This window comes from Kaistia terrae (assembly GCF_026344005.1).
Classification (GTDB): domain Bacteria; phylum Pseudomonadota; class Alphaproteobacteria; order Rhizobiales; family Kaistiaceae; genus Kaistia; species Kaistia terrae.
The window spans coordinates 1-26,765 of sequence record NZ_JAPKNH010000007.1 but is presented as its reverse complement, the minus strand read 5'-3'; the positions used below and the strand labels follow the sequence as shown (position 1 = coordinate 26,765).

Genomic DNA, 26,765 nt, shown 5'->3' with positions numbered 1-26,765 from the left:
TCCACGAGAGTTAGGAATTCCCATATGTCGTTTGATCAGAAGGTCGCCATCGTAACAGGCGGTACGTCGGGCATCGGTCTCGCCATTGCGCTGGAACTCGCTTCCCAGGGAGCAAAGGTTATCATCACCGGTCGCAGCCAGAATAAGCTCGATGCGGCGTTGAAAACGTTGGGTGGCAGCGCCGAAGGCGTGGTTGCAGAGGTCTCAAGCCTCGTCGATCTCGATCGGCTCTACGCCCATGTGAAGGCTGAACTTGGTCGACTTGATCTCTTGGTCGCCAATGCGGGCGCAGGCGAGATCGTGCCCCTCGCATCGATCTCGGAAGATCACTTTCATCGTGCTTTTGATGGCAATGTGAAAGGCGTGACGTTTTCGGTCCAGAAGGCGCTCCCGCTGATGAGTGAGGGCGGAGCGATCGTCAATATCGGTTCGACTTCTTCCCTGCAGCCCGGTCCCGGCCTAAGCGTCTATGGCGGTACCAAGGCCGCGCTGCGCGCGATGGTCCGGGGTTGGGTCGTTGATATCAAGGGGTCGGGCGTTCGCATCAACATCGTGAGCCCAGGTCCGACAGAGACCGCCTCGCTCTACTCTTTCTTCGGCGACCATGCCGAGGAGGCGCTGGCCTATCTCAACGGTCGCAGCACGATTGGACGCATCGGCCAGCCGGAAGAAATCGCCCGGGCGGTCGCGTTTCTTGGCAGTGACGCTGCGAGCTACATTAACGGCACCGAACTCTTCGTCGACGGCGGCGCTTCGCAGGTCTGATCGGCCGCTTAATCACGAGATTTCGGAGACTTCGCAATGGTACGCTCCACTAGCGACGGCGCCCCCATGGGGCGGCGCACGCTCGCCCTTTGGACAATCCTTGCCGCGCAATTGATGCTGCAAATGGATTTCCTGATCGTCATTGTCGCCCTGCCACAAATCCAGCAAGACCTCGGTTTTGACCCATTGGCATTGTCTTGGGTGCCCAATGCCTTTGGACTGGCTTTCGGCGGGCTCCTGCTCCTGGGGGGCCGACTAGGTGACATACTCGGTCAGGTCCGGGCGTTTCGCACCGGCCTTATCATTTTCGTTCTTGCATCTCTGCTAGGCGGCCTTGCCCAAACGCCGACGATCTTGGTGGCAGCACGGGTTGTGCAGGGAATAGGTGCAGCGCTTGCCGGCCCCAGTGTGCTCGCGCTCGTTATGGTCCTGGCTCGCAACGACGCAGAGCGCGCCAAGGGCATGTCGTTGTTCATCGCCGTCTCGTCAGTCGGCGCTTCGGCCGGCCTGATCTTGGGTGGTCTCTTAACTCAATTCCTGTCGTGGCGCTGGTCGCTTCTGATCAACGTTCCTGTTGGCGCGGTTGTGATCTTTATGATCGGTCGACTCGTCACCGAGACGCGGCCGCGTCGCTCACGCCTTGATGTTGTCGGTGCCATCACCGCCACCCTCGGGTCCGTCGCCCTGGTCTACGGCTTTATCAGCGCGGCGGAGAGCGGCTGGCTAGATGTCACCACCTTGTCCGCTTTCGCGCTGGCGTTGGCCCTGTTCGTCCTGTTCTTCCGGACGGAGAAGAAGCATGCAGCCCCGCTACTCCACCTAGACCTTCTAAGAGATCGTGGCCGTGTCGGCGCGCTTGGCGTCATGGCGCTAATCGTCGGTATGCATTTCTCTGTCGTGTTCCTGCTCGTGCAGTACCTGCAGCAGGTCCTGGGATGGACGCCACTGTTCTCCGGACTGGCTTACCTGCCACTCACGGCGACAGTCTTCATCATCAGCCACTTCGTGCCGAGACTTATGAACGTCTTCGGCGCGCAAGCGCTTCTCGTAACGGGTAGCCTTCTGGTCGCTACAAGCCTCGTCGGGTTTGCGCTGCTCGGTGACCGCAGCGACTACTTTCCAGCAGTTCTGGTGCCTCTGCTCATCCATGCAGCCGGCATTGGACTCGTATTTGCGCCTGGGACTGTCGCGATAATGCATGGCGTCCCAGAGGAGCATGCCGGCACCGCATCCGGCTTGCTGCAAATGGATCAGCAGATTGGTGGCGCGCTCGGCATCGCGGTCATCACCTCAATCTACGCATTCGGCGCAGTACCCGGGCAGTTTGGCTCGGGCTTGCCCGCCGCCTTCATCGGAGCTGCCGTGATCGCGCTTTTCGCCGCGATCCTGGCAATGCGCACTGTCAGCCGACGTCTCCAAGCCCAGAACAGCACTGCTGGCATTCACCCGGCAAGCTGAAGCAGCCCAAGCCGACGCATCATCTCAGAAAGGATCGTCATGTCTACCAACGCCACCCTACAGCCAACCGCCCTCGAACGCCTCGTGATCGAAAGCGAAATCCGCCGCCTTCTCGCCACGTACGTCCACAACCTCGACTTTGGGAAAATCGACGCAAACGCCGACCTGCTGGCGCATGCCAAGCTCAAAGTCATCGATACCTTCGTCAGCGGCCGCGATGACGTGGCGCACTTCCTGAAGACCAACCTTCAATACCATGACGACGACACGCCTCGGACTTGGCATTCGGTGTCGAATGTTCTCATCGAGATCGACACCGTCACCACTGCGCGGTCTGTCAGTTATTTTACTGTCCACCAAGAGTTGTCGGGCCTGCCGTTGCAGCCGATCGTGACCGGGCGATATCTCGATACCTTCGAGTTGCATGAAGGGGCATGGCGTTTTGCGTCGCGCGAGGTCGATCCTCGGCTGTTCGGCGATATCAGTCGCCATGTGGCGACGACAGCTGAAAACATCACGAGCTAGTGACAGCTATGACCAACAAGCGACAGGCACTGGTCACCGGTGCCAACAAGGGTATCGGTCTGGCGATTACCAAGGGGCTTGCGCAGTCCGGCATGTCAGTGTGGTTAGGGACACGTGATCGCTCTCGCGGCCAAGCTGCCATTCAAAACCTTCTGGATGAGGGATTGGATGTCCGCTTGCTAGAGATCGACGTGGTGAATGAAGTCAGCGTCCAGCGGGCGGCGGAGGCAGTTAGTAGGGAGACCGGCGCGCTGCATGTTCTCGTAAACAACGCTGGCATCATCCTTGACCCAACGGCACCGCCTAGCAAAGTCCGGATGGAGGACGCCAAGGCGACCTTTGAAGTCAACCTGTTCGGACCTATCCGGGTCACCCAGGCGTTCATCCCGCTGCTGACTGCGGCGGAGGGAGCGCGAGTCGTGATGATGGGCAGCGGCGTCGGTTCGCTCACGCTCATTGCCGACCCCACTTCCATATACTCGAGCGTAAATCTGCTCGCTTACACCGCTTCGAAGGTTGCCCTTAACGCGGTGACCGTGTCGTTTGCTAAGGAGCTTGCGGCGTTCGGCATAAAGGTGAATGCGGTCGAGCCAGGGCACGTGCAGACGGACCTCAACGACAATACGGGCGTCCTCACGCCTGAGGAGGGTGCTGCCACGGCTATCAAAATGGCGTTGATTGGTCAGGATGGGCCTACTGGTGGCTTCTTTGGAGGTCACGGCAGACAGCCCTGGTGATCCAAGGGAACAGGTCAAGCGGCACCAGTCGCCGTGTCGCTTGCTCATGCGTGCGTTAAGGCACTGACGAAGTTTGGGGGCTTGTGGGCGACCATGAGCCCTCGGCTTCTTTGAGCCCGACGCTCTTGACCGTCGCGAAAGTGCGAGGTCGCCCGGCACCCTCTTTCAGTGCTTTGGCTGGTTCAGCGCGCAGACTCTGGGATCGCTGTAGGCGGGGTTTGTGCTGCATCGGTAGTGGGTAGCTGGCAGTCTGTTCATGCCCGCCAGTGACTCTCCCTGCGCCCGCAACGACTCCTCTGGAGGTGGCTCTAGGCCGCGTACTTCGGCAGCGTCTTGATGGCCTCGTATTTCGCCTTCAACGTCACGTCGCCATAAGCCTCGCCTGCGGTGCGGGCCGCGTGGTCTTGGATGGCATCTGCGATGCGAGGTTGGATGCCGACCTCAATGCACACGGTCTTGAAGCGGTGCCGCCAGCCATGGTTTGGCGCGACCTTGCCTGCGATCACCCCGAGGCCGTTGACCCATTCTCCCACCGAAGCCGCCACGGCATTGGCGGGGTTGACTTTGGGTGATGGCGGAAGGCCTTTGCGGGGGGCGCTGCGGGGCTTCGTCCGGTGGAACAATGGACCGGCTTTGGAAGCCGCGACGAAGGCCAAAAGGCCAAGCTCAACGAGTTGCGGGTGGAGCGGGATGTCGCGGTAGTGACCGCTCTTGACGCTGCCTGCCTCCGGGTTGATGCGTATCACTGGGACGCCATCGCGTTCGGAGAAGTCTTCCTGCCGCAACTGGCATATCTCAGCAATGCGAGCCCCGGTGAAGGCGCAGAGCCACGGTGCCCAGCGCTTTGCAGCAGCGGTCTCTTCGTATTCCTGATCGGGCCTTCGGTACTCGTTCGCCGCCTTTAGGATGTTCAGCGCCTCCTCATCCGTGAAGCCTTTCCCTCGCGTCCTGACGCCCTTGGCCAGCTTGACCTTCACGCCTTCAACGGGATTGAACGGCAGCTTCACGTTATCGACGGCCCACTGGAAGCAGGCCCGCAGCGCGGCGAGGTCGCTGTCTCGCACGGTCTTGGGTGACCTCCCTTCCACGAGGAGGCGGTAGTCTTTCCAAGCGATCAGGTCGGACTTGGTCACGCGGGTCGCATCGTCATGTTTCAGGAAGGCGACGAACTTTGCCACGATGGGTCGCCAACGCTTCTCGGCAGCAGCGCCCTGTCCGCCTGCCTTGAGTATCGCCAGATGCCCATCGATCAGGTCTGTTACCGAGAGCTTTGCGTGGGCTTTGGGCTTGGCCTCCTCGCTGGGCGGGAAGCGCCCGGCTTTGGGGTCGGGGGAGTAGTCGCCGTAGACATTTCGAACTGCGGCCTTGTTGGCGTCGACCACTGCAGCGCGCACGCTGTCCAGGAGGAGGCGACGCCCGTCGTCGTCAACGATCATGCCTTCGCGCGTCAGGACGCTGTCCGCCATCTTCCCAAAGACCGCTTCAAGCAAGGCGTACCAGTCGACGGGAGGCGTGAGGTTGGCGAAGCTCGGGGCGAGCTTGGCGAACTCCGCCTTGGTGTAGAGCAGCGGGACAATGCCAAGTCCTGCCTGATCGACGAAGTGGCGCAGCGCGGTCTTGATCTTATCCGGGGAGCCATCGGCGGCCGTGATCGTGCTTTGCATGCGTTCCGTTTCGCCGACAAGCTCCGTGAGCTTCTCATCCGTATTCCCGGCGACAATGTCGCGATAGACGATGCCTGCCAACGCCTCCGCCCGTCTGTGGGTGAGGGGCTGCGGCCCTTCGCGAACGGCTGACCAGTACCGCAGGACGGTCGCCAAGGCTGCGCTGTGCCGCGCCTTCGCTTCTGCGGGGTCGCGGGTTCGCAGGCTTGCCTCGACGAATTCCCCGACCGTGGTGGAGATCATGTCCAGACCTATAGGAAGATCGATCTTCCGGCCCTTCACCTTGGGCAGGACATCGGCAGGAACTCGCACCTTGAAACGGAGGATGCCGGATGCGGAATGTCGGAGTGGACGAGCCATTGCCAAAGCCAAGTGTGTGAGCCTTCTGTGTGAAGGCGAGGAGTTGGTAAGTGGCTGGTCTATCTCATGTTCTTGAAATTAATCAAGAAAAGGTGGTGCTGCAAGAGAGGATTGAACTCCCCGATTGTTGCCGTTACCCATTGAATTTACAGCATTATTTCGGCCGTAGTCGACGCCGTGTGTACTGGCAGGGTGGCCGTATGGCAAGGCCCTTTGCAGTCCTGACTGTTGGGTGAAGATTGGTATCCTCATCCATGATGATGCGGCTCACCGCTCAGGCGTGGCGGCCAGTGCGCTGATCTAGGGGTAACCTCTACGAGGCCAGCAGCGGCAGCCAACTCTTAACAAGGCGTTAACAATGACAGAGTCACCTTGCGCGACGGTGTTGCATTTCTGTCATAGCGCATGATCCTGCCTTCGGTAATAGTGAGTACAGGAATCGCGAGATGAGGTTCCCGCTGCTTCTGCTGGCGGCCCTGGGGTGGGCGCCAATAAAAAACGGATGTAGCTGAGCGGGCTTTAGGACTGACTTCGTACGGGCTGACGAGAAGGGGTGATCCTGCGGGGTCTACTCGGTAGCGACGAGAAGAATGGCTAAATCTCTTTGTATTACCTTTTTGGAGGTCAGAACATGAACTTTAAGACCCTTCTCCTCGGCTCTGCTGCAGCTATGCTGATGGCTGGCGGCGCTCAGGCGGCGGATCTCACGGTCGCCGAGCCGGTTGACTACGTGAAGGTCTGCGACGCTTTCGGTGCTGGCTTCTTCTACTCGCCGGGCACGGACACCTGCATCAAGATCGGCGGCTACGTCAAGTTCGGTACGTCGTTCGGCGACCGTTCGGGCGACCTCAATCTGGTAGGCAACTTCAACGGCGCCTATCCGGACAGCAACTGGGGCAACTTCTTCACGGAAGTCTCCATGCAGGCAACTGCTTCGTCGGTCACCGAATACGGTAACCTGACCGGCTTCATCGACCTGCGCGCTGCCACCAGCAACTCGCCGGGCAACAGCCAGGGCGCGACGCTCGACCAGTACATCAACAACACGACGAAGTCGGCTTACGTCGATAGCGCCTACCTCGAGCTCGGACCGCTCAAGGCTGGTTACTTCACGTCGCTGTTCGACTTCGGCCGCGGCTACAACGACACCGGCATGTTCGGTTCGGACTCGACCGTCGATCACATCCAGCTGACCTATGCCGTCAACGGCTTCGGTCTGGCGATCTCGGTTGAAGACCAGCGCGACCGTGGCCAGCTCGCTCCGGGCCTCGGCTTCGAGGGTACGGTTGAGACCCAGAATACGCCTGACGTCGTTGGTGCCGTCACCTACGCTTCGGGTATCTTCAGCGCCAAGGTTGCCGCTGCCTACACGAACCAGGCAGTTGAGCGTTCCTTCACCGGCGTTGTCCCGGCTGATGACATCTATGATGGCCAGTCGGGTTGGGCTGTCGGTGGTGGTCTCGAGCTCGCTCTTGACAACGTCTCCGCTGGCGACCGCTTCTTCGTGTCGGCTGCTTACGGCGACAACGCCAACTCGTTCACCGGCATCGCCGGCGGCACGTCGGTGGCTGGCTTCATCGGCCCCGTCCTGAACGACACGGTCGCTGCAGCTCCCGGCACCAGCTGGAGCGCGCTTGCTTCGTACAAGCACGTTTGGACCCCGGCTGTCTGGTCGTCGCTCTCGGGCGGTTACGCCAGCTACGATGGTTCCGACTACCTGGACAACATCAGCTTTGACGCTTGGCGCGTTGGCTTCACGACCGTCTACACGCCGGTCAAGGGTCTCGACCTCGTCGGCGACGTGTTTTACACCGACGTCAATGTTGACGATGACCTCAACGTAGCCAACACCGATGGTAGCGGCTGGAACTTCAACCTGTTCCTGAAGCGCTCCTGGTAATCTGACCTAAGGGTCAGTTATCGAAGGCCCGGCGGAGAAATCCGTCGGGCTTTTTTTGTTTGCGGCAGTGAAGATGAAGAAGTTCGCAACGGTAACTGTGGCTGGTCAGAAGCTTGAACTGGACGCGCCAGGCCTCAAGATCCATCGGAAGGTAGGTCGCGAGCCCTATGTTATCTGGAATGCGCCTCCCCTCGCTCTCGCGGCGGGTTTTCTCCCTAAGTCGGTCCGCCTGCATCCCAACTGGAACGACCCGAGCGATTTTGAACGTATTGCCGCGGCTTGTCGGGACATGCAGCAAAAGGCATTGACGTGGCTTACTGGCGGCGAAGTCCATGCCACAGTGCCAATCCCAGGTTCCTTGGGTGCGCTGGTCGATCTCTACCAGACGGCGAATGACTCGCCCCTTCGTCAGGTCAAGGCAAGCACCGAAGCGACCTATAGGCGCTGGCTGAAGCTGCTCTCACCGTTTGTCGCAACCCCTCTTGCCGAGATTGATCGTGTCCTGCTCATGGAATGGTTCACGGAACTGGGCACCCCGGTCGCTGCGGATGCTTCCCCGCGTGACCGTCGCGCGAGTTCGGGGATCCAAATACTCAGGTTACTGTTTCGGTTTGGTGCCGGGGCCAATGTTGATCCATGTGTGCACCTCTTCGAGCTGGCGATGGATCGCGAGTTCGACATGAAAGTCGCACGGCGCGAGCCGATGACTTATGAGCTGGCGTCACGCTTTATTGACTACGCGTTATCTGTCGGAGAGGCGCGGATAGCCTTGGCCCAAGCTTGTCAGTCGGAGCTTGGCCTCCGTCAGGCCGAAGTTATCGGGGAGTGGACCCCTATTGGGAATGCGAGCGAGGTTGGCCCGGGCGATATCATTTTTCAGCGCCAGCGTTGGGGGGGCGGGCTCACTTTCGAAATGCTCGACGGGCAGCGCTTAGTCCGAGGGAGTGACGAGGCGGAACTGATTGGTGACTTAAGGGAGTGTCCGCTCGTGGAGCTCTGTCTTCTGGCGATAGCCGAACGAAGAGGCCCTTTCGTCGTAAGAGGCGACGGTCGCCCGTTCGACCGTTTTACCTTCTCAAGACATTGGCGGGCAGTCGCTACGGCAGCAGGTATTCCTCCTGATGTGTGGAACATGGATAGTCGCAGGACTGCCGGTGGATGCTAGCGTGCCGGAACCGGGCAGGTAACCCAGGTCACCGCCAAGGGGCGGCGATCCGCTGAACGCGTCCCATCACAAACTGTCGTGGCCTCGTCGCCAGAGGCCGGCATGAGTTCGGTTTTGTTTTTCCCAGAGAAATGTGAGCCTGCACCTCGACGCGCGTCGAAACGTATCTCCCCCCATGCCGCCCCTCGGGCCCCATACAGCGGGGCACGATTGGCTCGGTGGTTGTATGAGCTCTTCATGGGTCGTCGGGCGCACCCATGGCGATGATGCGGCGCTGGCCGACGAGCGCGCATCGGCCGCAGATCGACACCCCAAGTAGCAGCCCGAACGTCTTCTCCCGAGGTCGCCGAACCACGTCATGCGAGGGGCATACGGAAAACCCCTCTGAAATACCCGTCGCAAAGCCTAGGCAATCCCGTCCCTCCGAGGCATCAATCATCACGTACGTAAAACACTTGATTTTGGTATGAGTTGCCGTCTAGGTTCTGGTCACAGCACGGACGCCACCGTGCCCCGGCAAGGAACCTAGCATGACCAAGCGTGTCGCCCTCTACCTCCGCGTCTCGACCTCCGGCCAGACGGTCGAGAACCAGCGCCGCGAGCTTGAGGCTGTCGCCCAGCGCCATGGCTGGCAGGTGGGCGCTACCTTCGAGGATGCCGGCATCTCGGGAGCCAAGGGGCGGGACAAGCGCCCAGGACTTGATGCCATGATGAAGGCAGTGGCTCGCCGCGAGATCGACATCATCGCCGCTTGGAGCGTGGACCGCCTCGGCCGCTCGTTGACCGACCTTCTTACCTTCCTGGGCGAGCTTCATGCCAAGAGTGTCGACCTCTACCTGCACCAGCAGGGCCTCGACACGTCGACGCCAGCGGGCAAGGCGATGTTCCAGATGATGGGCGTGTTCGCCGAGTTCGAGCGCGAGATGATCCGCGAGCGGGTCAACGCTGGCCTCTCCCGCGCCAAGGCCAACGGCGCCAAGCTGGGCCGCCCCGCCAAGGGAACGGAGAAGGACCGGAAGAAGGCGGCCGAATGGGCCAGCGTTCATGCCGCCGTGCTAGAGGCGAGAGCAGCCGGCAAGGGCAAGGTGAAGATCGCCAAGGAATTCCGTATCGGTGTCAGCACGGTCGATAGGATCGTGAGAGAGGCGGCTTCGGCCCCATGATTTTGCCGGCAGATCAGATCCACCATCCACTGGAGGCGCGACAGGTCGCGGGGAGGCATCTCGCTTTCGGTGCCGCTTCGTCCTCGGGATCCAGAACTTGGCGTGGAGTTCACAGCTCGTGACATGTCGCATGCCGACAAGTTCACGGTGGGCATCATGGCCATTGTCGCTCACAAGGAGCGTGAGGCCATCTCCCAGCGCACAAGGAGGCCCTCGGAGCGGTGAAGCCGCGAGGCGTGAAGCTCGACAACCCGAATGGTGCGAGCCATCTCCTTTGCCCAGGCAATGAGGTCGTTGCGGCGCTTAGGGAGGGCGCACAGAGGCCCATGCGGACGCGCTGGCAGGACGATAGCGGCGCTGCGGGAACGCAGCGTGACCAGCGCTAACGGCCTCGCAAAGGCCCTCAACGATGCCCATATCGCGACACCTCGAGGGGGCGCTGGACGGCCCGTAGCGTGCTGAACGTGATGGCGCGGCTGTAGTGCAACGTGCGACACGCCTATCCGTATCAAAGGCTAGACTTGAGGCGCTCATCAGTTCCAAGGGTTCCAAGGAATGCATCAAACCGCCCCAGCCTACGCAAGGCCACAAGAGAGGGTCCACCGCTTCCTTCTGCGCCCCGAACATCCGAGGGGGTGCAGCCGAAATGAAACTTGAAGGTTCGAGAAAACGTTGATGCGTCGTGAAAGCCGAAGCCCGATGCAATCACACTGATAGGTCTTGGATCTCCGGCTTCCAGAGCGTGACGAACGGCTTCCACCCGCTGTCCCCGGAGGTACGCGTCCACGCCCCCTAGTCCATCAAACAGGCGATAGAGACTGGATCGGGAAATGTGGAACGCGCGACACAGGTCCGACGTGCTCAAGGCGGGAGATGTGACGTTCGCCGCTATGTACTCTTGGATCCGCGCGAGCAGTATCGCATCCACAGTGGGACGTGCCAGTTCAAGTCGTTCGCGGGAGGGCGACAGGCCGAGAAGCATCATTGCCTTCAACGCATCCCGTAGCGCGACCGGATCCGCATGGAGCCCCTCTTGGAGCCGGGTCTGGAGTGTGAGGACGAAATCAATCAACAGTCCTTGGACGCCATGACCCTCAATCGGTGCCTTAACGGCATCCAAAACCCCAGGGGTCTCACGGAAGATGTCGCGCGGGACGAACATGCTGACGACATGCGTATCCGCACCGGAGCCCATGAACGACCGCCCCAGTGATGAGACCGCCATCTGGCGCGATTGATAGGCATTCCCGATGGCGTCACGAATAGGCATCATGAGAGACCAATGGTCCGCAGCGGGTCGCTGGACATTACTCCAGGTCCGGGTATGTCCTTGGCCAGGCATAGTCATCGAAGCGATGCTGATGCCGCCCACGTCCCATGCTTGCAAGGTGGCGGCAAAGCCTGGCTTCTCGCCTTCATCTCGCGGTCGAGAAACATCGATGGTCTGCTCCATCGCGCCGTGCCACGCATCAAACTGAAGCCCGATAGGCTCGGCGCCAGTTGAAAAGCGGAATGACTCGATCTGGGCTTGGGGGGGGCTATCAGGCTTTGACCGTGGGCCTGGACGGCTGGCATTATGCGGCACTTGCTAGTCTCCCCGCCCCACTCGTCGCAGGCGCGTGCTAGGCGAGCCTTTGAGTCAGGCCCGTCTTCACCAAGTCGGCACCTTCTCGCATACAATGAAGTCGACGCTCTCGGCTAGGCCAAGAGCGCCGCTAGGTTGCCACCGGCTAAGACGTGCGGCTACGAAAGCCAGCTTACCGGCGGCAGCGAGCAGTGTAGATGTTGCCGTTTCGATCACGATACTGGCAATCTCCGTTCCGCAGGTTGCGTACCAGGACGCCACCAAGCGCGCCGGCACCCGCACCGATCACCGCGCCTCGGCCGCCGCCCGCGATGCCACCGATCACTGCACCAGCGCCTGTGCCAACGGCCAGATCCCGTTCTGTAGTCGTGCACCCGCTCAGTGCACCGATAGCTACGATGGCGACAATGACTTTCAACATCTGAACTGGCCCAGCTTTCATGAGAGCGTTTAAACAGTGAATTCCTAATCATAGGCAGCTTTAGGTGGCAAGTGGCAACGCCAGGTAGCAACGCTACGTCGGGGAAAGTGCCCAGCTTCCTTCCGTCGAGTGCTCGTGCTGCGTGCGCATGATCCTCACGCAACCTATCAGCTAGCACTGCCCTGCTTGATCCCGAGATATTGCCGCTTGTATTGGCGTGAGCACCGGAGTTGCCACAGGCCGAGGCAGGCATCGCGTCTTCGGCAACACGCGGAGCCCGTCGCCTCGGGCGTGGAGTTCGCCGTGGGTATCATGGCTATGGTCGCTCAGAAGGAGCGCGAGGCCATCTCTCAGCGCACGAAGGAGGCCCTTGCAGCGGCCAAGGCGCGAGGCGTGAAGCTCGGCAATCCGAACGGCGCGATCCATCTCCGGGCCTCGGCAATCACGCTGCCGCTGCTGCGCTCAGGGAGGGCGCACAGGACCGCGCGGACGGGCTGGCAGGGACGATAGCAGCGCTGCGGGAACGCGGCGTGGCCAGAGCCAACGGGCTCGCAAAGGCCCTCAACGAAGCCTACATCGCGACAGCTCGCGGGGGACGCGGGACGGCCCGTAGCGTGTTGAATGTGACGGCGTGGCCGTAGTCGCGGGGGTGTGCGCATCTTTGCGCAGACTCCCTACGTTTACCCGCAGGACGGCCAGAGGTACCCGCGCGACGTCGAGCGCTGGCGGATGAAGTGGGGTCACTCCCCACTTAAGGTCCGTGGCCTCTCCCTTATCAGCGCGAGCGGGCCGCTCCTCAGATCTGAGGGATGGGGGTGCTCAAATTTGAGCAAGCCCTCTACGTCCGCACAGCGGATGTCTCCAATTTTGGAGATACCCTTGCCCTCCCAGCGCCCTGAGCGCGGATGGTCGTCTTCACCCGTGATGGTGAGGTGTTCGCCGACAGCCGCGACGTGGCCGCTATTTCCAGCGGCGCCGTCCTTCGGGACATTGGCGCGCTGACATCGACCACTTCCTCACGTGCCCTCAATCTTGAGGAGACATGGCCAAGCGTGCCCCAACTCGACACGACCACCGCCCCCGTTGCACTCCCAGCCCGCTATGCGCGGCAGGTCGTCTTCTCCCGCCATGGCGAGGTGTTCACCAAGTGCCGTGACGTGGCAGAGTACTTCGGGAAGCTCATGCGTACTTACTCCACGACATCGACTTGATGGTCTCGGACGCACCCGAGGCATCATCCAATTTTGGGTTGTCCAGTATTCTGAGGCTTGGTCGCATGTGTCCCCAGTTTTGGGGAGACATGGGCGAGCGCGGCGATGCTGCGTGGTGGGCGCCCCCGCCGTTTCTTCACGAAGTATGGCCTGTCGAATAACCGTTACCTCACGGTGCCCGGCATTGGCCGTTTGATCCGGGGAGATGGTGGCCCTTGGCTGATATCATCGCGTTCAAGGGAGCTCTCTAACAAATTGTTTGAGTGGTCCCGGCAGCCGCGTCGCCTTCGGCCGCAGTCTTCCTGACCCGCAAGGGCGTGAAACTGCTGCTCATGGCCTCGACGAAGCCGCAGGCCGAGGAGTTCCGCGCGTGGCTGGCGGGTGGTGTTGTCCCGACCATCGCGGACCCAAGCGGCTATCCCCTGAACGGGGCCGCTCGGGAGACGGCTCACGCCGATATGCGGACCGCGCTGCGGATGCCTGAGGCGATTGGGGACCACCTATGGACCCTTGAATAGGGACCACTCTAGGAGGGGGCACGATAGATGAGAGGAGGGGGATTGATGGAGGTGGTCTTCTCCATGAGCTTCCCCTCCGATGGACTATCCGAGATACATTAAAGAGGAGACCTCCGATTACCCACCACCAATAGACCACTGAATACCCCCCACCCTAGGAGAGGGAAGATAGGGGGAGGAGAGGAGGGAATGATGGTGGACTATGCCCGATAGATGGACCTCAAGTGGACCTCTCCCATTGACTATCAGTGACACCGAGAGGGAACGCCGCCGACATTCATCCACCGATGGTCCCCACGGATGAGCATTCGTCGTCCGCGGCTGCGCTCGTCCCCCTGTCGCTGTTCTTTTGCTCATGGCGTATCGGGCACGCCCTCGACAGCCCCCAGGACACACGTCATATGCACCCGCTAGGACCTTCCGGCAGCACTCCGAGGGTCCGTTTCCGATGCGGCCACCGCAGGAACCTCATGACGCCTGAACGACACCGCTGGTTTGATAATTGGCTCGGCGCACAAGGCCCCACGCTGCGCCAGCTTGTTGCCGAGATCACGGCAACTGTCGATCAGCACGAGCGATTAGCGGGAAGCCGCACGCGTCAACGCCGCGAGAGCGATCTGCGGCACCACCTCGCCGCCGTGGAAACAACTGTCGCGAACCTTGCCTATGCCGTGGTCATGCCCCCGGACACCGGCCGTGTGGCCATCCTCACCGGTAACGGCAGGAAGGGCGGAACGCGCTATGATAACCCCGCCCTCGGCAAGCCCTTCCGGGGACTCCTGAGCCGCCTTGGTGACCTTGGGGTGGTGCGGTGGGTGAACTCTCCGCAACGCCGTGAGGCGTCTTCTCTGGCCCCCACAGAGTCGTTCTCGCGGACGGTGCGGGCAGCGGGGATTGATCTGGCTGACTTCTGTCGTCAGGCTGAGGAGGAGTTGGTCATCTTGTCCCGCAAGACTCGTCAACGCGTCAGCGACGGAGTGGTGACTGCCCGGACGCTGGTAGATTACGACGATACGGCCGAGTCCATCGCCATCCGGGATACCGTGCGCGGCCTGAACGCCTTCCTTGGAGAGGCCGACATCACCTTCGTCGACGATGGCAATGGTCCTGTCGACTCGCATAGCCGCGCCATGGCCCGTTACTTCACGCTGGTGGACGGTGACGGAGAGCCCCGGTTCGACCGTAATGGGCGGCTCTTCGGCGGCTTCTGGCAGAACCTCAGGACGGACCGGAGGCAGGGGATACGGATCGAGGGGGAGTCGGTCACCAATCTCGACTTCTCCTCCATGTTCCCTCGGCTGGCCTATGCGTCTGCCGGGGCGACCGCGCCGGATGGCGACCTCTATTCCATGTCCGGCCTGGAGGGGCACCGCAGGGCTGTGAAGATGGCGGTGAACTGCCTTCTCATGGACGACTTTCACCGCTCCACATGGCCCTCGGAACTGGTGACGAGCACAGATGATGGTGATGCAACGGCCATCCTACCGCCCGGCTGGACCGTCAAGCGGACCAAGGACGCCATCCTCCATAAACACCCGGCGCTTCGTCCATGCTTCGGCGTAGGCCTCGGCCTGACGCTCATGCACACCGAGAGCCAGATCCTCGTTCGTGTGCTGGAGGAGATGAAGGCGAAGAAGCTGGTTGCTCTTGGCCTCCATGACGGCCTTCTCGTTGCCCGCTCACGGGCTCATGAAGCGAGGCTGATGATGGAGGTGGCATCTCGCGAGGTCACGTCCACGGGCATCCCGGTCACCGTGCAGGCGTGACCCTCTCCGCCCCCTCCTACCACCTATAAGACCCGTAAGATCCCGACTCCCTGACAGCTGCGCACACGCCGGGGAAAGCTCACGAATCGGGCAGGTGGGCATGCACTAGTCCATCGCAGGGATCATCGCTTCATGCTGATGCAATGATCCCGCCGACTCCCGCCCGGTGATCAGCGCGCTCGGGCAAGGGTTGCGGGCATGCGCCTCGGGGCTCAGAGGAGCTCGCAGAGTGGTATGGCGGGCTTTTCTGGTGCGCACCCACGCCCCGCAGCTAACGAGTCCTAAGGTGTCTCCTGACGCCTCCCAGACGCTAACGCTGATGATGGGCAGGCCGGGCAGCCCTTGAGGGTGGTTCATCCCACTTACAGGCGACCGGGTGCATCCTTTGGAGCGGCGGCGGTGGGGGCTTCCAGCGCGTATTCTGGGAACGCCTCAAGCGCTGCCGCCTTCGTTGCCAGCGAGACGGTGCCGTACTTGCGGCCTTGGGTGGCTTGAGCGTGCCCACAGATGGCGTCCGCAACCTTCTCCGTCATCCCGCCGTCGAGGGCGATGGCTTTGAATGTGTGTCGCCATGAGTGCGATGGCGAGATCTCAGGGTCATTCACGCCGATTGCGCGCACCCACTCTCCCAATCGCCCGCGCGATGTATCGATACCTCGCCTTATAGCGTCAGCGTCGTTGCCCGTGACATTGACGAAGAGGTGACCCGCTTTTGCGTTCCGGACGAAGTCAAGCAGGCCCTCAGCGACGAGGCAGCGATGGATGGGAGTTCTGCGACCCTTGCCCGTCTTCACAGTGCCTGCACTGCCACGGACATGGAAAAAGGGGATGCCGTCTTCGCTGCTGAAGTCCTCTTTTCGCAACTGGATCGCCTCGCCGGGCCTTACGCCAGAGTAGGCACAGATCCATGGCACCCAGCGAATAGTGTTCAGGAGAGCATCCCCCCGGCCTCCCGGCTCAGCGTAGATGGTCCTCGTGGTGTTGAGGATCGTCCGACACTCGGGCGGATGGAAGTCTCGGCCCTCACGGTCCCGGTCCTCCTCAGTGCCCCTCCGCTCGCGTCGCAGGCCCGCCAGTGGGTTTGCTTTCAACCAGCTGCGCTTGTGAGCGAAGGTAAACATGCGCTTCACGGCTGCAAGATCAACCTTGCTCGCGGATGTCGCTGAGATACCCGCTGCAACGCGATGGTCCGCAAACAGCGTTGCATCGCCGGGAGTGACCGTCTCCATGCCACGGCTTTCGATGAAGGCGTCGAAGGCCTTGATGGCTGGCTCCCAGCGCCGGACCGTGGACGAAGCAGGAGTGATAGTTGCTTTGAACTTCGCCCAGACATCGAGGATGTTGAGGCCGAGGCTGGCAGGATTTGCAGAAGCGCTTCCGGGCGGTGTAGGCGCTGGGGACCGCAAGGGTGCAAGTGCAGCACCTGGGTCCGGGAAACGCGCTGCCTCCGGGTCAGGCCGGAAGTCCCCCTCGCTGAACCGCTTCATGAGTTCGCCGCGTTGAACGAGAGCGCGGTCGATCTCCTCGATCAGGGCAGTCCTGGACTCGGGATGCGCCACGATGTGGAGCTTCGCCAACTCGAGATCGACTTGCGGGCCGACCCACTGCTCCAGCTTGCCCTTGGCGCGGGCTTCGGCGTGCAATCTGAGGGCATGCCTCCAGATGCCGACTTCTCCCGGCTCGTTACTGAGCTCTTCCAGATTGTCGTTGTAGACCGTGCCCGCGATAGCCACGACCTGCCGCCGACTGAGTCGCATCGGACCGGCCACAACGGCTTGGAGATGGGCTGACAGGGCAGCGGAAGCGGCTGTGTAGCGTGTCTTCGCTTCGCTCGGTTCGCGGGTGCGCAGCGATGCCTTGGTGATGTCTCCAACCCGCACGGCGACATGCTCATCGCCGACCGGCAGCATCGCGGTCGTGCCCTTCACCTGCGGCAGTAGGGCGCGCGGGACACGCTTGCGGAGATAGAAAATTCCGGAGTCGGGATCACGCCACGGGCGGGCCATCTGAAGCACCATAGTGTACCGTTCCTGTGTCCAAGTGGAACGGCCGAACCCCTTGTGGGGCAATAACTTATGTAAAATCAAGGGGATGAGTGGTGCTGCAAGAGAGGATTGAACTCTCGACCTCACCATTACCAATGGTGTGCTCTACCACTGAGCTACTGCAGCGCCGGCGGGTGAATTTCCCGGACGGCGGTTTACTGCCACAGTGGGGCGGTGGGATCAAGCGCCTCGCGCTCCACTTCCCAGCCTTTCGTGCTGGAAACGCGAATTCGACCAAATAAGTGCCAAAAACGGCCCGCCGGACCAAAGTCATCCACAGGCACACGCGCCGCTTCGAGCCCAAAGCCGTCGAAACACCGATTTGAGTTTTCGTATTGGAGTGTGTCCTTGGGGCGTGCCGGCCGCACGTGGTTTCGGGCTGGCCGCCCCCGACTTCTGCCGACATTGGCGACGCTCGATCCTTGATTATCGTTCGTATGCCGGGATCTCGCGAAGTTCCACATCGTTGCGAGCCCCGCCTCAGGCTTCGATATGCTGGCAACCAGCCACGAAACGCGATCGAAACGAGCCGATTGCGTCTCAAAAACAGACTAGGCGGAAATGGCTTTGAACGAAGCGGGTGTCGCGGCCTATATGAACGCTAGACCTCTCTTTTGATGTCGTTTGCATTGCGACCAGATCCAAGTCCGAGCTGCCATGACCCGTGACCCTGCCAACAAGACGCCACTTCCGACGAACGCCAGCGTGGCGGTCGAAACAGCATCTGTGCCGACCTTGGCCCCAGAGCCTGACAGCGCGACCCAAAGGGCGGAAGGTCTGGAAGCGGCCGAGCCGAACGCGGCTCACAAGGCCTCTGTCGCCCGCGCCGCAAAGGCGCGCGAGGATCGGCTTGCGGCGGCGCTGCGCACCAATCTTTCCCGCCGCAAGGCCGCCGCCAAGGCCTCTCGCGAGGGCGAATAGCGCCTCGCACAAGGGTGAATAGCGCGATCCCGCCAAATCACACCGCCCCGCCTCCGGCTTTTCCTTGTATCGGCCTCATTCCTGCATTAGAGCGACAGACCATTCGGGGTGGGGCACATCTTCACGGATCGCCGCCGCTCGCTCCCTTCGCTTCGGAAAGGCTTGGCTGCTCATGGACAGAATCCGCATCGTCGGTGGCGCTCGTCTGAACGGCACAATTCCGATCTCCGGCGCCAAGAACGCCGCGCTGCCGTTGATGATCGCCAGCCTGCTGACCGACGAGACGCTGACGCTGGCCAACCTGCCGCGCCTCGCCGACGTCGCGCAGCTGAAGCGCATCCTAGGCAATCACGGCGTCGACATGACGGTGTCCGGCAAGCGCCTCGGCGAAGCCGAGCTTTCCGGCGAGACGGTGCATCTGACCGCCCGCACCATCGTCGACACCACCGCGCCCTATGAGCTGGTCTCCGCCATGCGCGCGAGCTTCTGGGTCATCGGCCCGCTGCTGGCGCGCGAAGGTTTTGCAAAAGTGTCGCTGCCGGGCGGTTGCGCCATTGGCACGCGTCCCGTCGACCTCTTCCTCGAGGCGCTGCAGACCATGGGAGCCGAGATCGATATCGAGGGCGGCTATGTGATTGCCCGGGCACCAAACGGCTTGAAGGGCGCCCGCGTCGTCTTCCCGAAGGTGACGGTCGGCGCGACGCATGTGACGCTGATGGCGGCGACGCTCGCCAAGGGTGAGACGATCATCGAGAACGCCGCGCGCGAGCCGGAAGTGGTCGACCTGGCCGAGTGCCTGATCAAGATGGGCGCCAAGATTTCGGGCGCCGGCACTTCGACGATCCGCATCGAGGGCGTCAGTCGCCTGAATGGCGCGCGCCATTCGGTCATGCCGGACCGTATCGAAGCCGGCACCTATGCCATGGCCGTCACCATGACTGGTGGCAATGTTCTGCTGGAAGGTGCGCGTGCCGACAGCCTGCTCCGGCCGATCGAGATCCTGCGCGAAGTCGGCGCCGAGATCACCGAGACCAATGAAGGTCTGCGCGTCTATCGCAATGGCGCCGATCTGCAGCCGGTCAATATTTCGACCGAGCCGTTCCCGGGCTTCCCGACCGACCTGCAGGCGCAGCTGATGGCGCTGGTGACGCGGGCCGAGGGCACCTCGGTGATTCGCGAGACGATCTTCGAGAACCGCTTCATGCACGTCCAGGAACTCGCCCGCTTCGGCGCCGAGATCCATCTCGATGGCCAGAAGGCGACCGTCGTCGGCGTGCCGCGGCTGAAGGGGGCGCCGGTGATGGCGACCGATCTGCGCGCCTCGGTGTCGCTGGTGATCGCCGGCCTCGTTGCCGAAGGCGAGACGATCGTCAACCGCGTCTATCATCTGGATCGCGGCTTCGAGCGGCTTGAGGACAAGCTGTCGCGCTGCGGCGCGACGATCGAGCGGATTACCGGCTGAGCCCGGCGCGAATCGCGATTGGGAGTGGCGTGGTGCAATTGACCTGTTGCGCTGGGGCCACACACTCCCTACCTGTCGGTTCAAGTAAACAGGCCGACAGGTGTTCTCATGGATCAGCTTAAACTCGCCGCGTTCGACGCAGAAGACCTCGCCGTCGTATCCGCTCATGTTCAGGATGCGGTACTGAAGGTTGGCGACATCGCCTTCATTCCGAAGGAGAAACGTTTTGCCGGCGTCATCAATCGTTTCGTCTGGGAAAAGCAGCCGGAAGGCAATGCGCGCAAGAAGAACTGGGAGCGTCGTCGTTCCGGGTTCCATTTTGACCGCGTACTCGCTGTTCGTTCGACCGGCATAGATCGCAGCCGACCCGACGCCGTGCTCGACCTTCTCGCCATCGGCTTTGAGGCGAGCGATGAACCGGCCGGCACCATCACGCTGATCTTCGCTGGCGGCGGCGCCATCGCGCTCGATGTCGAATGCATCGAGGCGGCGGTCCGCGATCTCGGTCCGGCCTGGGCTACCCAGTGCTGCCCCGAGCATAGCCTGGACGAGAAGATCGCCTGAGTGGATTGCGCGGCCCAAAAGGCTGCGCAAGACCCGGATCGCGCCTGCGGCCTTTCCTGCCCGCCCGAACCGCGCTAGAGACGTCGCTCGCATTTGAGGAGCCGACGTCTTGGCCATTCGCCTGTCCCAAACCGATCTCGATTTCGAAGCGCGCTTCCGGGCGCTGCTCGCCGCCAAGCGCGAGGTGTCGGAAGACGTCGACGCCACCGTGCGCGGTATTCTCGCCGATGTGCGGGCGCGCGGCGATGCGGCCGTGCTCGACTATACGGCGCGCTTCGATCGTCTGGAGCTGACCGCCGGCGCGATGCGCATCTCGGACGCTGAGTTCGAGGCGGCCGACAAGCTCGTCGACGACCGCACACGCGCCGCCCTCGTCCTGGCGCGCGATCGGATCCAGTCGCACCACGCCCGCCAGAAGCCGGTCGATGATCGCTACACCGATGCGCTCGGCGTCGAGCTCGGTTCGCGCTGGACGGCGATCGAGGCGGTCGGGCTGTATGTTCCGGGCGGCACCGCTTCCTATCCAAGCTCCGTGCTGATGAACGCCGTGCCGGCCAAGGTCGCCGGTGTCGATCGGCTGGTCATGGTCGTGCCGACGCCGGACGGCGTCATCAATCCGCTGGTGCTGGTCGCGGCCCGCCTTGCCGGCGTCGACGAGCTTTACCGCATCGGCGGCGCGCAGGCTGTCGCGGCGCTCGCCTATGGCACGGACACGATCCGGGCTGTCTACAAGATCGTTGGCCCCGGAAACGCCTATGTCGCGGCGGCGAAGCGCCAGGTGTTCGGCACGGTCGGCATCGACATGATCGCGGGTCCGTCGGAAGTGCTCGTCATCGCCGATGGCGACAATGATCCGGATTGGATCGCCGCGGATCTGCTGGCCCAGGCCGAGCATGATACCGCCGCGCAGTCGATCCTGATGACCGACGATCCGAAGCTGGCCGATGCGGTCGAACTGGCGGTTGAGCGGCAATTGAAGACCTTGCCGCGCGGAGAAACTGCCGCGGCGAGCTGGCGCGATTTCGGCGCCATCATCGTCGTTGCCTCGCTCGATGATGCCGTGCCGCTGTCCGACCGCATGGCGCCGGAGCATCTCGAAATCGCTGTGGCCGATCCCGAGCCGCTGGTTCAGAAGGTCCGCAATGCCGGCGCCATCTTTGTCGGCCGCACGACGCCGGAAGTGATCGGCGACTATGTCGGCGGCTCCAACCATGTGCTGCCGACGGCACGTTCGGCCCGCTTCTCGTCGGGGCTGTCGGTGCTCGATTTCATGAAGCGCACGTCGATCCTGCGTACCGGGCCGGAGCAGCTTCGCGTGCTCGGTCCGGCGGCGATCGCGCTGGCCGAAGCCGAGGGGCTTGGCGCGCATGCGCGCTCGGTGGCGATCCGGCTCAATCTGTAGCAGGATCGAGCCGCTGATCGATGAACGCGGAACCCGACATGGCCCAATCGCCCGAGCCCGAGATTGTCGGCAAGCTCGTTGCCGTTGATCTCGACGGCGCGACGCTCGGTCGTGCTTCCGCCGATGTCGATCACGAGCGCCAGATCGCCATCTACGATCTGGTCGAGGACAATCGCTTCACGCTGCCGGATCATCCTTCCGGCGGCTATCGGCTGCATCTGGCCATTCTGGAAAACCGGCTGGTCTTCGATGTACGGGACCAGAACGACGCGCCGCTGATCCTGCATGCGCTGTCGCTGACACCGCTGCGCAAGATCGTTCGCGATTATTTTCTCATCTGCGACAGCTATTACGCGGCGATCCGCACGGCGACGCCGAGCCAGATCGAGACAATCGACATGGGCCGGCGCGGCGTGCATGACGACGGCTCGCATCTGTTGATGCATCGGCTGGCCGGCAAGATCCTCGTCGATTTCGAGACGGCGCGACGGCTGTTTACGCTGGTCTGCGCGCTGCACTGGAAAGGCTGAGCCTTGGTCGAAGCCGATGCTCCGGGCGTGTTCCAGCCCCGCGATGCGCGGCCCCCGGCCTCGGTTCTGTTCGTTTGCGGCATGAATGCGATCCGCTCGCCGATGGCGGCGGCGATCACGGCGCAGCTGTTTCCCCGTCTCTATGTCGCCTCGGCCGGCGTGCGCAAAGGCGAGCGCGATTCGTTCGTCACCGTGGTGATGGAGGAAAGCGGCCTCGATCTGGCGCGGCATCGGCCTCACGCGATCGAGGAACTCGAAGATACGAATTTCGATCTGGTGGTGACACTGTCGCCGCAGGCGCATCACCGCGCGCTGGAGCTGACGCGCACCATGGCCGTGACGGTCGAGTACTGGCCGACCCCCGATCCGACGCTGGTCGAAGGCACGCGCGAGCAGATCCTCGATGCCTATCGCGACGTGCGCGACCAATTGCGCCGGCACATCAAGGATCGTTTCGGCTGGGTCCCGCTTCCGGGCGGGTAGGGGAGGCCGGGCAGCGTCGCGACGACCGGGCAGGGCGCTCGCGCACTGTTTCCTTGAACGGCCAATTCGGCTACGTTCCGCCGCTCCGCCGCAAGCCGCGCGGCTTCAGCCATGCCGCCTCGCGGCGTCCTCAGACCCATCGACCGGACGGAAGAATGACAGGCACTCCCAAACTCCTGCTGGCCTCGGGCAGCCCGCGACGGCTGCAGCTTCTTGCCCAGGCAGGCCTGGAGCCGGACAGTCTCCTGCCAACCTCCGTCGATGAGAGCCCGCTGAAGAACGAGTTGCCGCGCAGTCTCGCCAAGCGGCTCGCCCGCAGCAAGGCGGACGCGGCGCGCGCCATGGCGGCGCGTACGCCCGAATTCGCCGATGCCTACATCCTCGCCGCCGACACGGTCGTCGCGGTGGGGCGGCGCGTCCTGCCCAAGGCCGAGTTCCACGACCAGGCGGCGGAATGCATCCGCATGCTTTCCGGTCGCTCGCACCGGGTCTACACGGCCGTCTGCCTGCTGACGCCGAATGGCGCGGTCCGCCAGCGCCTTGTCGAGAGCAAGGTGCGCTTCAAACGCCTTGGCCGGCAGGAAATCGAGACCTATCTCGGTTCAGGCGAATGGCGCGACAAGGCCGGCGGCTATGCGATCCAGGGTCTTGCCGGCACCTTTGTCGTCAAGCTGGTCGGTTCCTACAGCTCGGTCGTCGGCCTGCCGCTCTACGAGACGATCGCGATGCTGGACGGAGAGGGTTTCCCCGTCCGCAAGGGCTGGCTCGGGCCGGCCTGAGGAGGGATAGACGATGACTGCACCCAAAAAGCCCGCCGGGCGGAAGCTCGTGGCCGACACGCCGGCGGTTGCCGAAATTCTGCCGCTGCGCGCGCCACGTCCTTGCGCCAATTGCAGCAAGGATACGGTTCGCGCCTTCTATCCGTTCTGTTCGAAGCGCTGCAAGGATGTCGACCTGCATCGCTGGCTGTCTGGGGCTTATGCCATTCCGGTCATCGAGCGCGACGCTGGCAGCAGCGAAGACGACTGAGCCGGCGTCGGTTTCGCGCCGGCTTGGCTCCGTCTCCCGGTAGCCCCTCGCGCTTCGCCGCGTCGAGTTGTTCACAGGCTGCATTCTTCCGTATTCGGCCTCTGGACACGTTTGGGACCGTCGCCTATAAGGCAGCTGTCTTCGCGATTGAGCCACCTCTTCGGCGCCAATCGCTGGGCCCAGATAGCTCAGTTGGTAGAGCAGCGGATTGAAAATCCGCGTGTCCGTGGTTCGAATCCGCGTCTGGGCACCACCATCTCTTTGAAATTGCAGAGAGATTTACGACGGCCAAAATGGCCTGATGCCGTGTAGACACTTTCATCCGTGATTTGTAGACGTTTTTGTTCGCGCGCTGTTCCGCTTTTCCATCTTCCGGACGACGCCCTTTAGCTTCGACGACAGGTCCGCCTCGCTCGAATAGTGGTCGGCCATTGACGCTGTCTTTTGGCCCAGCATGTCAGCGATTGTGCGCGAGTCGAAACCGGCTTCCCTAAGCTCCGTCGCCACCGAATGGCGGAGCCCATGGAAGGTCAGGCCCTCGCCAACTTTGCCGGCCACCTCGAGCGCCCCGATCATCTTGAAGAAGCTCGCGCGAAAGCCCGATTCCGTCCACGGCTTGCCGCGCGAGTTGGCGCACAGCGTGATTGGTGTCGGTTCGCCAGCCGCCGCTATGGCTGCATCAATGACCGCCTTGAGCGGCCCGGCTACGGGGATGCCGATCTGCACGCTGGCTTTGCTGGTGATGAGGCGGATCGAATAGCCGTCAAAAGCTGTCGGCGGCATCTTCAGGATATCGCCCTGCCGCATCCCCGTCCACCGGGCGATGGCGATCGGAAGAAGCAACTGCGGTGGGGCAATGTTCATCACCGTGTCCCGCTCGGCGCGCGTCCACGGTCGGTTGACCTTCGGCGCGTCGGTCCGGCGGCGAATGCGTTTGATGCCCTTCACGGCGTTCACCTTCACGACACCGAGTTCGATCCCGTATTCCAGGACGACAGACAGCACGGATAGGCAATAGTTGGCGAAACGCCGCTTCCGGTCGGCATAGACCTTGTCGCGGAGCCGGACGACAAAAGGCCCATCTATCGCACTCAACGGGGTTTTACCGATCACCGACAGGTAGTTGAGAACCCCATTGTAGTCGTTGCGAGTACGAGGCTTGTTTTCTCGGAAGTAGTGGCTGCCTCGGTAGGCAGTCATTAGGTGGCCGAGGGTGCCTTTTTGTGGCGACGGCTCGGGCTGTAGTGTCGCCTCGGCGCGGTCCAACTCATCCTTGAACGCAGTGGTGCCAGGCTCTGAAAGCAGCCGCACACCGGTCTTGCGATGGTAGTAGTACGTGATTTGGCTGATAGGGTGCGTGTACTTCTTAACGCCTCGCATTCTTATCACCACCATTGCCTAACCCCGCCAGCCAGTCCTCCGCCATGGGGAGCGAGCCTTTCATGCGCTCGATCCAGTGGTCAAGGTCGGTCACGTCATACCGATACCCGTCCCGCCCAGCGTACAGCGAGATTGGTCGCACAGGGCACGACACGCGCCATTTGACGATGGACGGCGCACCGCAGTAAGCGGCGGCCTCCATGGCTGTCAGCAAGCGGCGTGCGGGCCTGTCGAGCGTCTTCCGAAGCGAAGTGCCCATCACCCCGCCTCCTTGACCGGAATGCCGGCCGATTTGGCGATCAGGGCGCGCATCTCAGCAACAACCTCTTGGCGGTCGGGTATGGGCCCGGGGCGCTGTTCGATCAGGCGGACTAGATCGTCCGCGAGGCCAGCAAAACCCCCGGCCTTTCCAGCTTTGGCGGGGAAGGCCGGGATTGGCGCCCAAAGTGTCGGTTCCCAACTTGCCCCCTCCACCAGCCAACACTTCGCCTCGACGCTAAACTCGCCAATCTTGACGCGCCAATCGCCGGGAGCAAACTCGGCGGCGAGAAGCAGTTTCGTGTCCGTCGGCGGGAGCGGCGTTTCGGTGGATTGCCACCTCGACGTGAGGCTGACGCCAAATGCATCCACCAAGAACTCGTTCGCCATGTCGCGGTAATATGCCTCGGCCGCTTCCTTAGCCTCGGCCTCCGTCTCGCAATCTCGTTCAAGGAGAGGGCCTTGGAAGTATGGCTGCCCCAGCTCATCCGTGCCGTACACGAATTCGCCCAGCAGAGTGTGCGCGACGTAGCAGGTTGACTCGTCGTCCTCGATATCCCGCCATTTCAGCGGCTTGATTGCGAGATCCATGCTCATGTCCCCTCCTTTGCCACAGCCGGCGGGACGGGGAGGGTGAGGATCGGTGAAACGCGCTTGACCCAGTTCGCCCATGCGGCGTCCATGCCCGCCTTGCGGCAACTGCATCCGAAGTCGTCATCGTCATAGTATTCGCTGAAACAATAGCCCCATCGCCAGCCGAGACCTTCGACGAAGGTCACCCGGTATGAGCCGAACGGGGTGTACGCGCTGGCGTCGCCGTCACGGTCCATGGTCCAGTCGAGAGGCTGGATCAGGTGGCTCACGTCACTCGTCTGCTCACTCATGCTCCGCCTCCGCCATCTGCTGGATACGGGCGCGGAGGGCCGCCGCGATGACCTTGGCGGCGCGCTCTTCCATCTCATGACGGCCAATATGCGGCCGATACATCTGCTCCACCTTTTGCGCCAACTCCTCCAACTCGATCGCTATGCCGGCGCGGAGAACTGCCTCGGCCTGAAATGTGTAGAGCTGCCAGTGTATGTCGTTGCCCTGATCGTAGCGCGCAATCGCCCGCGCCCCAGCCTCTACGGCTCGTTCTTTCGCGCTATTCATGGGGGTGCTCCAATAGCTGGGCCACGCCGCTCGGTAGCCAGACCTTGGTGGATCGTGGGAGCATGGCGTCGTGCATCCATTCGGTGGTGCTGTGACAGCGGGTGCACGTGATGCGCTCGGTCAGGGCGCCTGTTGAAACGCGAGCGTCCCAACTCAGGCTATCGCCGTACCAAGTGGTGCATACTGGGCATGCGCGGTCATGAAAATGACCGGCCATCCATGCCTTGTGCATCCTCGCCTGGCTGAGATCCCTGAGCCAGCGCCAGAAAGTCCGGGTTGGCCGGTTCCGCGGATCCATCAC

27 protein-coding genes and 2 tRNA genes are annotated in these 26,765 nt (G+C 62.3%); 20 read left to right on the top strand and 9 right to left on the bottom strand.

Annotated features, from left to right (window positions below; genetic code table 11):
- The first annotated feature begins 24 nt into the window (after nucleotides 1-24).
- From OSH12_RS18495 to OSH12_RS18480, 4 genes are read left to right on the top strand one after another with little or no spacing between them, the layout of a single operon-like run.
- Nucleotides 25-765: an SDR family NAD(P)-dependent oxidoreductase gene (locus OSH12_RS18495; protein ID WP_266345085.1), complete on the top strand. Its 741-nt coding sequence runs from the start codon at nucleotides 25-27 to the stop codon at nucleotides 763-765.
- Between the two features lie 36 nt (nucleotides 766-801).
- Nucleotides 802-2,223 (top strand): MFS transporter, encoded by a 1,422-nt coding sequence (locus OSH12_RS18490; protein WP_266345084.1) that lies wholly within the window; start codon nucleotides 802-804, stop codon nucleotides 2,221-2,223.
- Nucleotides 2,224-2,262: 39 nt separating this feature from the next.
- Complete coding sequence (locus OSH12_RS18485) at nucleotides 2,263-2,748, top strand: nuclear transport factor 2 family protein (RefSeq protein WP_266345083.1); 486 nt, start codon at nucleotides 2,263-2,265, stop codon at nucleotides 2,746-2,748.
- Between the two features lie 8 nt (nucleotides 2,749-2,756).
- Nucleotides 2,757-3,485: an SDR family NAD(P)-dependent oxidoreductase gene (locus OSH12_RS18480; protein WP_266345082.1), complete on the top strand. Its 729-nt coding sequence runs from the start codon at nucleotides 2,757-2,759 to the stop codon at nucleotides 3,483-3,485.
- Nucleotides 3,486-3,793: 308 nt separating this feature from the next.
- On the opposite strand, the gene OSH12_RS18475 is transcribed toward OSH12_RS18480, so the two are convergent.
- Complete coding sequence (locus OSH12_RS18475; protein WP_266345081.1) at nucleotides 3,794-5,509, bottom strand: DUF6538 domain-containing protein; 1,716 nt, start codon at nucleotides 5,507-5,509, stop codon at nucleotides 3,794-3,796.
- A 631-nt stretch (nucleotides 5,510-6,140) separates the two neighbouring features.
- On the opposite strand from OSH12_RS18475, the gene OSH12_RS18470 reads away from it, so the two are divergent.
- The 3 genes from OSH12_RS18470 to OSH12_RS18460 all read left to right on the top strand — a co-directional run bounded on the left by OSH12_RS18470 (nucleotide 6,141) and on the right by OSH12_RS18460 (nucleotide 9,737).
- A complete protein-coding gene (locus tag OSH12_RS18470) occupies nucleotides 6,141-7,409 on the top strand; it encodes a porin (RefSeq protein WP_266345080.1) in 1,269 nt (422 codons plus the stop codon).
- A 73-nt stretch (nucleotides 7,410-7,482) separates the two neighbouring features.
- Nucleotides 7,483-8,574, top strand: coding sequence for a hypothetical protein (locus OSH12_RS18465; RefSeq protein ID WP_266345079.1), 1,092 nt, complete (start codon nucleotides 7,483-7,485; stop codon nucleotides 8,572-8,574).
- 530 nt (nucleotides 8,575-9,104) lie between these two features.
- The gene (locus tag OSH12_RS18460; RefSeq protein WP_266345078.1) at nucleotides 9,105-9,737 is read left to right on the top strand and encodes a recombinase family protein; all 633 of its coding nucleotides are present in this window, start codon (nucleotides 9,105-9,107) and stop codon (nucleotides 9,735-9,737) included.
- A 508-nt stretch (nucleotides 9,738-10,245) separates the two neighbouring features.
- Here OSH12_RS18460 and OSH12_RS18455 read toward each other — a convergent pair.
- Both OSH12_RS18455 and OSH12_RS18450 read right to left on the bottom strand, forming a co-directional pair.
- Nucleotides 10,246-11,190, bottom strand: a complete 945-nt coding sequence (locus OSH12_RS18455; RefSeq protein WP_266345077.1) for an AraC family transcriptional regulator — start codon at nucleotides 11,188-11,190, stop codon at nucleotides 10,246-10,248.
- 304 nt (nucleotides 11,191-11,494) lie between these two features.
- On the bottom strand, nucleotides 11,495-11,743 hold the full coding sequence (locus OSH12_RS18450; RefSeq protein ID WP_266345076.1) for a hypothetical protein: 249 nt from the start codon (nucleotides 11,741-11,743) through the stop codon (nucleotides 11,495-11,497).
- 312 nt (nucleotides 11,744-12,055) lie between these two features.
- Here OSH12_RS18450 and OSH12_RS18445 point away from each other — a divergent pair, with 312 nt between their 5' ends.
- The 4 genes from OSH12_RS18445 (at nucleotide 12,056) to OSH12_RS18435 (ending at nucleotide 15,238) form a co-directional block, all read left to right on the top strand.
- On the top strand, nucleotides 12,056-12,253 hold the full coding sequence (locus OSH12_RS18445) for a hypothetical protein (protein ID WP_266345319.1): 198 nt from the start codon (nucleotides 12,056-12,058) through the stop codon (nucleotides 12,251-12,253).
- Nucleotides 12,254-12,648: 395 nt separating this feature from the next.
- On the top strand, nucleotides 12,649-12,954 hold the full coding sequence (locus tag OSH12_RS18440) for a hypothetical protein (protein ID WP_266345075.1): 306 nt from the start codon (nucleotides 12,649-12,651) through the stop codon (nucleotides 12,952-12,954).
- A gap of 263 nt (nucleotides 12,955-13,217) precedes the next feature.
- Nucleotides 13,218-13,472 (top strand): BRO-N domain-containing protein, encoded by a 255-nt coding sequence (locus OSH12_RS26270; RefSeq protein WP_380224852.1) that lies wholly within the window; start codon nucleotides 13,218-13,220, stop codon nucleotides 13,470-13,472.
- 470 nt (nucleotides 13,473-13,942) lie between these two features.
- Nucleotides 13,943-15,238, top strand: a complete 1,296-nt coding sequence (locus tag OSH12_RS18435) for a hypothetical protein (RefSeq protein WP_266345074.1) — start codon at nucleotides 13,943-13,945, stop codon at nucleotides 15,236-15,238.
- Between the two features lie 362 nt (nucleotides 15,239-15,600).
- Here the strand turns inward: OSH12_RS18435 and OSH12_RS18430 are convergent, their stop codons facing one another.
- Both OSH12_RS18430 and OSH12_RS18425 read right to left on the bottom strand, forming a co-directional pair.
- A complete protein-coding gene (locus tag OSH12_RS18430; protein ID WP_266345073.1) occupies nucleotides 15,601-17,256 on the bottom strand; it encodes a site-specific integrase in 1,656 nt (551 codons plus the stop codon).
- Nucleotides 17,257-17,334: 78 nt separating this feature from the next.
- Nucleotides 17,335-17,409: transfer RNA gene (locus tag OSH12_RS18425), tRNA-Thr, on the bottom strand.
- A 531-nt stretch (nucleotides 17,410-17,940) separates the two neighbouring features.
- Between OSH12_RS18425 and OSH12_RS18420 the strand changes: the two genes are divergently transcribed.
- The 9 genes from OSH12_RS18420 to OSH12_RS18380 all read left to right on the top strand — a co-directional run bounded on the left by OSH12_RS18420 (nucleotide 17,941) and on the right by OSH12_RS18380 (nucleotide 23,927).
- On the top strand, nucleotides 17,941-18,204 hold the full coding sequence (locus tag OSH12_RS18420) for a hypothetical protein (protein WP_266345072.1): 264 nt from the start codon (nucleotides 17,941-17,943) through the stop codon (nucleotides 18,202-18,204).
- Nucleotides 18,205-18,376: 172 nt separating this feature from the next.
- Nucleotides 18,377-19,666: a UDP-N-acetylglucosamine 1-carboxyvinyltransferase gene (gene murA / locus OSH12_RS18415; RefSeq protein ID WP_266345071.1), complete on the top strand. Its 1,290-nt coding sequence runs from the start codon at nucleotides 18,377-18,379 to the stop codon at nucleotides 19,664-19,666.
- A gap of 108 nt (nucleotides 19,667-19,774) precedes the next feature.
- Nucleotides 19,775-20,230 carry a DUF2948 family protein gene (locus OSH12_RS18410; RefSeq protein WP_266345070.1) on the top strand — a complete coding sequence of 152 codons (456 nt, stop codon included), beginning with the start codon at nucleotides 19,775-19,777 and terminating at the stop codon, nucleotides 20,228-20,230.
- 109 nt (nucleotides 20,231-20,339) lie between these two features.
- Entirely contained in the window at nucleotides 20,340-21,632 is a 1,293-nt protein-coding gene (gene hisD, locus OSH12_RS18405) for a histidinol dehydrogenase (protein WP_266345069.1), read from the top strand.
- A 38-nt stretch (nucleotides 21,633-21,670) separates the two neighbouring features.
- Nucleotides 21,671-22,162 carry a UPF0262 family protein gene (locus OSH12_RS18400; RefSeq protein ID WP_266345068.1) on the top strand — a complete coding sequence of 164 codons (492 nt, stop codon included), beginning with the start codon at nucleotides 21,671-21,673 and terminating at the stop codon, nucleotides 22,160-22,162.
- 3 nt (nucleotides 22,163-22,165) lie between these two features.
- Nucleotides 22,166-22,645, top strand: a complete 480-nt coding sequence (locus OSH12_RS18395; RefSeq protein WP_266345067.1) for an arsenate-mycothiol transferase ArsC — start codon at nucleotides 22,166-22,168, stop codon at nucleotides 22,643-22,645.
- Nucleotides 22,646-22,800: 155 nt separating this feature from the next.
- Nucleotides 22,801-23,424, top strand: a complete 624-nt coding sequence (locus OSH12_RS18390; protein WP_266345066.1) for a Maf-like protein — start codon at nucleotides 22,801-22,803, stop codon at nucleotides 23,422-23,424.
- Between the two features lie 13 nt (nucleotides 23,425-23,437).
- Complete coding sequence (yacG, locus tag OSH12_RS18385) at nucleotides 23,438-23,674, top strand: DNA gyrase inhibitor YacG (RefSeq protein WP_266345065.1); 237 nt, start codon at nucleotides 23,438-23,440, stop codon at nucleotides 23,672-23,674.
- Nucleotides 23,675-23,851: 177 nt separating this feature from the next.
- Nucleotides 23,852-23,927 (top strand) — tRNA-Phe (locus OSH12_RS18380).
- Between the two features lie 65 nt (nucleotides 23,928-23,992).
- Here the strand turns inward: OSH12_RS18380 and OSH12_RS18375 are convergent.
- The 4 genes from OSH12_RS18375 to OSH12_RS18360 all read right to left on the bottom strand — a co-directional run bounded on the left by OSH12_RS18375 (nucleotide 23,993) and on the right by OSH12_RS18360 (nucleotide 26,464).
- Entirely contained in the window at nucleotides 23,993-25,054 is a 1,062-nt protein-coding gene (locus OSH12_RS18375; RefSeq protein WP_266345064.1) for a tyrosine-type recombinase/integrase, read from the bottom strand.
- A gap of 258 nt (nucleotides 25,055-25,312) precedes the next feature.
- Complete coding sequence (locus OSH12_RS18370; RefSeq protein ID WP_266345063.1) at nucleotides 25,313-25,909, bottom strand: hypothetical protein; 597 nt, start codon at nucleotides 25,907-25,909, stop codon at nucleotides 25,313-25,315.
- Nucleotides 25,906-26,196 (bottom strand): hypothetical protein, encoded by a 291-nt coding sequence (locus tag OSH12_RS18365; protein WP_266345062.1) that lies wholly within the window; start codon nucleotides 26,194-26,196, stop codon nucleotides 25,906-25,908. The genes OSH12_RS18370 and OSH12_RS18365 overlap by 4 nt, the downstream gene beginning before the upstream one ends.
- The gene (locus tag OSH12_RS18360; RefSeq protein ID WP_266345061.1) at nucleotides 26,189-26,464 is read right to left on the bottom strand and encodes a hypothetical protein; all 276 of its coding nucleotides are present in this window, start codon (nucleotides 26,462-26,464) and stop codon (nucleotides 26,189-26,191) included. Before OSH12_RS18360 ends, OSH12_RS18365 begins: the two co-directional genes overlap by 8 nt.
- Nucleotides 26,465-26,765: the final 301 nt, after the last annotated feature.

Coding starts and splice junctions, on each gene's coding strand:
- OSH12_RS18495 (WP_266345085.1), top strand. CDS start 25: ATGTCGTTTGATCAGAAGGTCGCCATCGTAACAGGCGGTACGTCGGGC.
- OSH12_RS18490 (WP_266345084.1), top strand. CDS start 802: ATGGTACGCTCCACTAGCGACGGCGCCCCCATGGGGCGGCGCACGCTC.
- OSH12_RS18485 (WP_266345083.1), top strand. CDS start 2,263: ATGTCTACCAACGCCACCCTACAGCCAACCGCCCTCGAACGCCTCGTG.
- OSH12_RS18480 (WP_266345082.1), top strand. CDS start 2,757: ATGACCAACAAGCGACAGGCACTGGTCACCGGTGCCAACAAGGGTATC.
- OSH12_RS18475 (WP_266345081.1), bottom strand. CDS start 5,509: ATGGCTCGTCCACTCCGACATTCCGCATCCGGCATCCTCCGTTTCAAG.
- OSH12_RS18470 (WP_266345080.1), top strand. CDS start 6,141: ATGAACTTTAAGACCCTTCTCCTCGGCTCTGCTGCAGCTATGCTGATG.
- OSH12_RS18465 (WP_266345079.1), top strand. CDS start 7,483: ATGAAGAAGTTCGCAACGGTAACTGTGGCTGGTCAGAAGCTTGAACTG.
- OSH12_RS18460 (WP_266345078.1), top strand. CDS start 9,105: ATGACCAAGCGTGTCGCCCTCTACCTCCGCGTCTCGACCTCCGGCCAG.
- OSH12_RS18455 (WP_266345077.1), bottom strand. CDS start 11,190: ATGGAGCAGACCATCGATGTTTCTCGACCGCGAGATGAAGGCGAGAAG.
- OSH12_RS18450 (WP_266345076.1), bottom strand. CDS start 11,743: ATGTTGAAAGTCATTGTCGCCATCGTAGCTATCGGTGCACTGAGCGGG.
- OSH12_RS18445 (WP_266345319.1), top strand. CDS start 12,056: ATGGCTATGGTCGCTCAGAAGGAGCGCGAGGCCATCTCTCAGCGCACG.
- OSH12_RS18440 (WP_266345075.1), top strand. CDS start 12,649: ATGGTCGTCTTCACCCGTGATGGTGAGGTGTTCGCCGACAGCCGCGAC.
- OSH12_RS18435 (WP_266345074.1), top strand. CDS start 13,943: ATGACGCCTGAACGACACCGCTGGTTTGATAATTGGCTCGGCGCACAA.
- OSH12_RS18430 (WP_266345073.1), bottom strand. CDS start 17,256: ATGGTGCTTCAGATGGCCCGCCCGTGGCGTGATCCCGACTCCGGAATT.
- OSH12_RS18420 (WP_266345072.1), top strand. CDS start 17,941: ATGACCCGTGACCCTGCCAACAAGACGCCACTTCCGACGAACGCCAGC.
- murA (WP_266345071.1), top strand. CDS start 18,377: ATGGACAGAATCCGCATCGTCGGTGGCGCTCGTCTGAACGGCACAATT.
- OSH12_RS18410 (WP_266345070.1), top strand. CDS start 19,775: ATGGATCAGCTTAAACTCGCCGCGTTCGACGCAGAAGACCTCGCCGTC.
- OSH12_RS18400 (WP_266345068.1), top strand. CDS start 21,671: ATGGCCCAATCGCCCGAGCCCGAGATTGTCGGCAAGCTCGTTGCCGTT.
- OSH12_RS18390 (WP_266345066.1), top strand. CDS start 22,801: ATGACAGGCACTCCCAAACTCCTGCTGGCCTCGGGCAGCCCGCGACGG.
- yacG (WP_266345065.1), top strand. CDS start 23,438: ATGACTGCACCCAAAAAGCCCGCCGGGCGGAAGCTCGTGGCCGACACG.
- OSH12_RS18375 (WP_266345064.1), bottom strand. CDS start 25,054: ATGCGAGGCGTTAAGAAGTACACGCACCCTATCAGCCAAATCACGTAC.
- OSH12_RS18370 (WP_266345063.1), bottom strand. CDS start 25,909: ATGAGCATGGATCTCGCAATCAAGCCGCTGAAATGGCGGGATATCGAG.
- OSH12_RS18365 (WP_266345062.1), bottom strand. CDS start 26,196: ATGAGTGAGCAGACGAGTGACGTGAGCCACCTGATCCAGCCTCTCGAC.
- OSH12_RS18360 (WP_266345061.1), bottom strand. CDS start 26,464: ATGAATAGCGCGAAAGAACGAGCCGTAGAGGCTGGGGCGCGGGCGATT.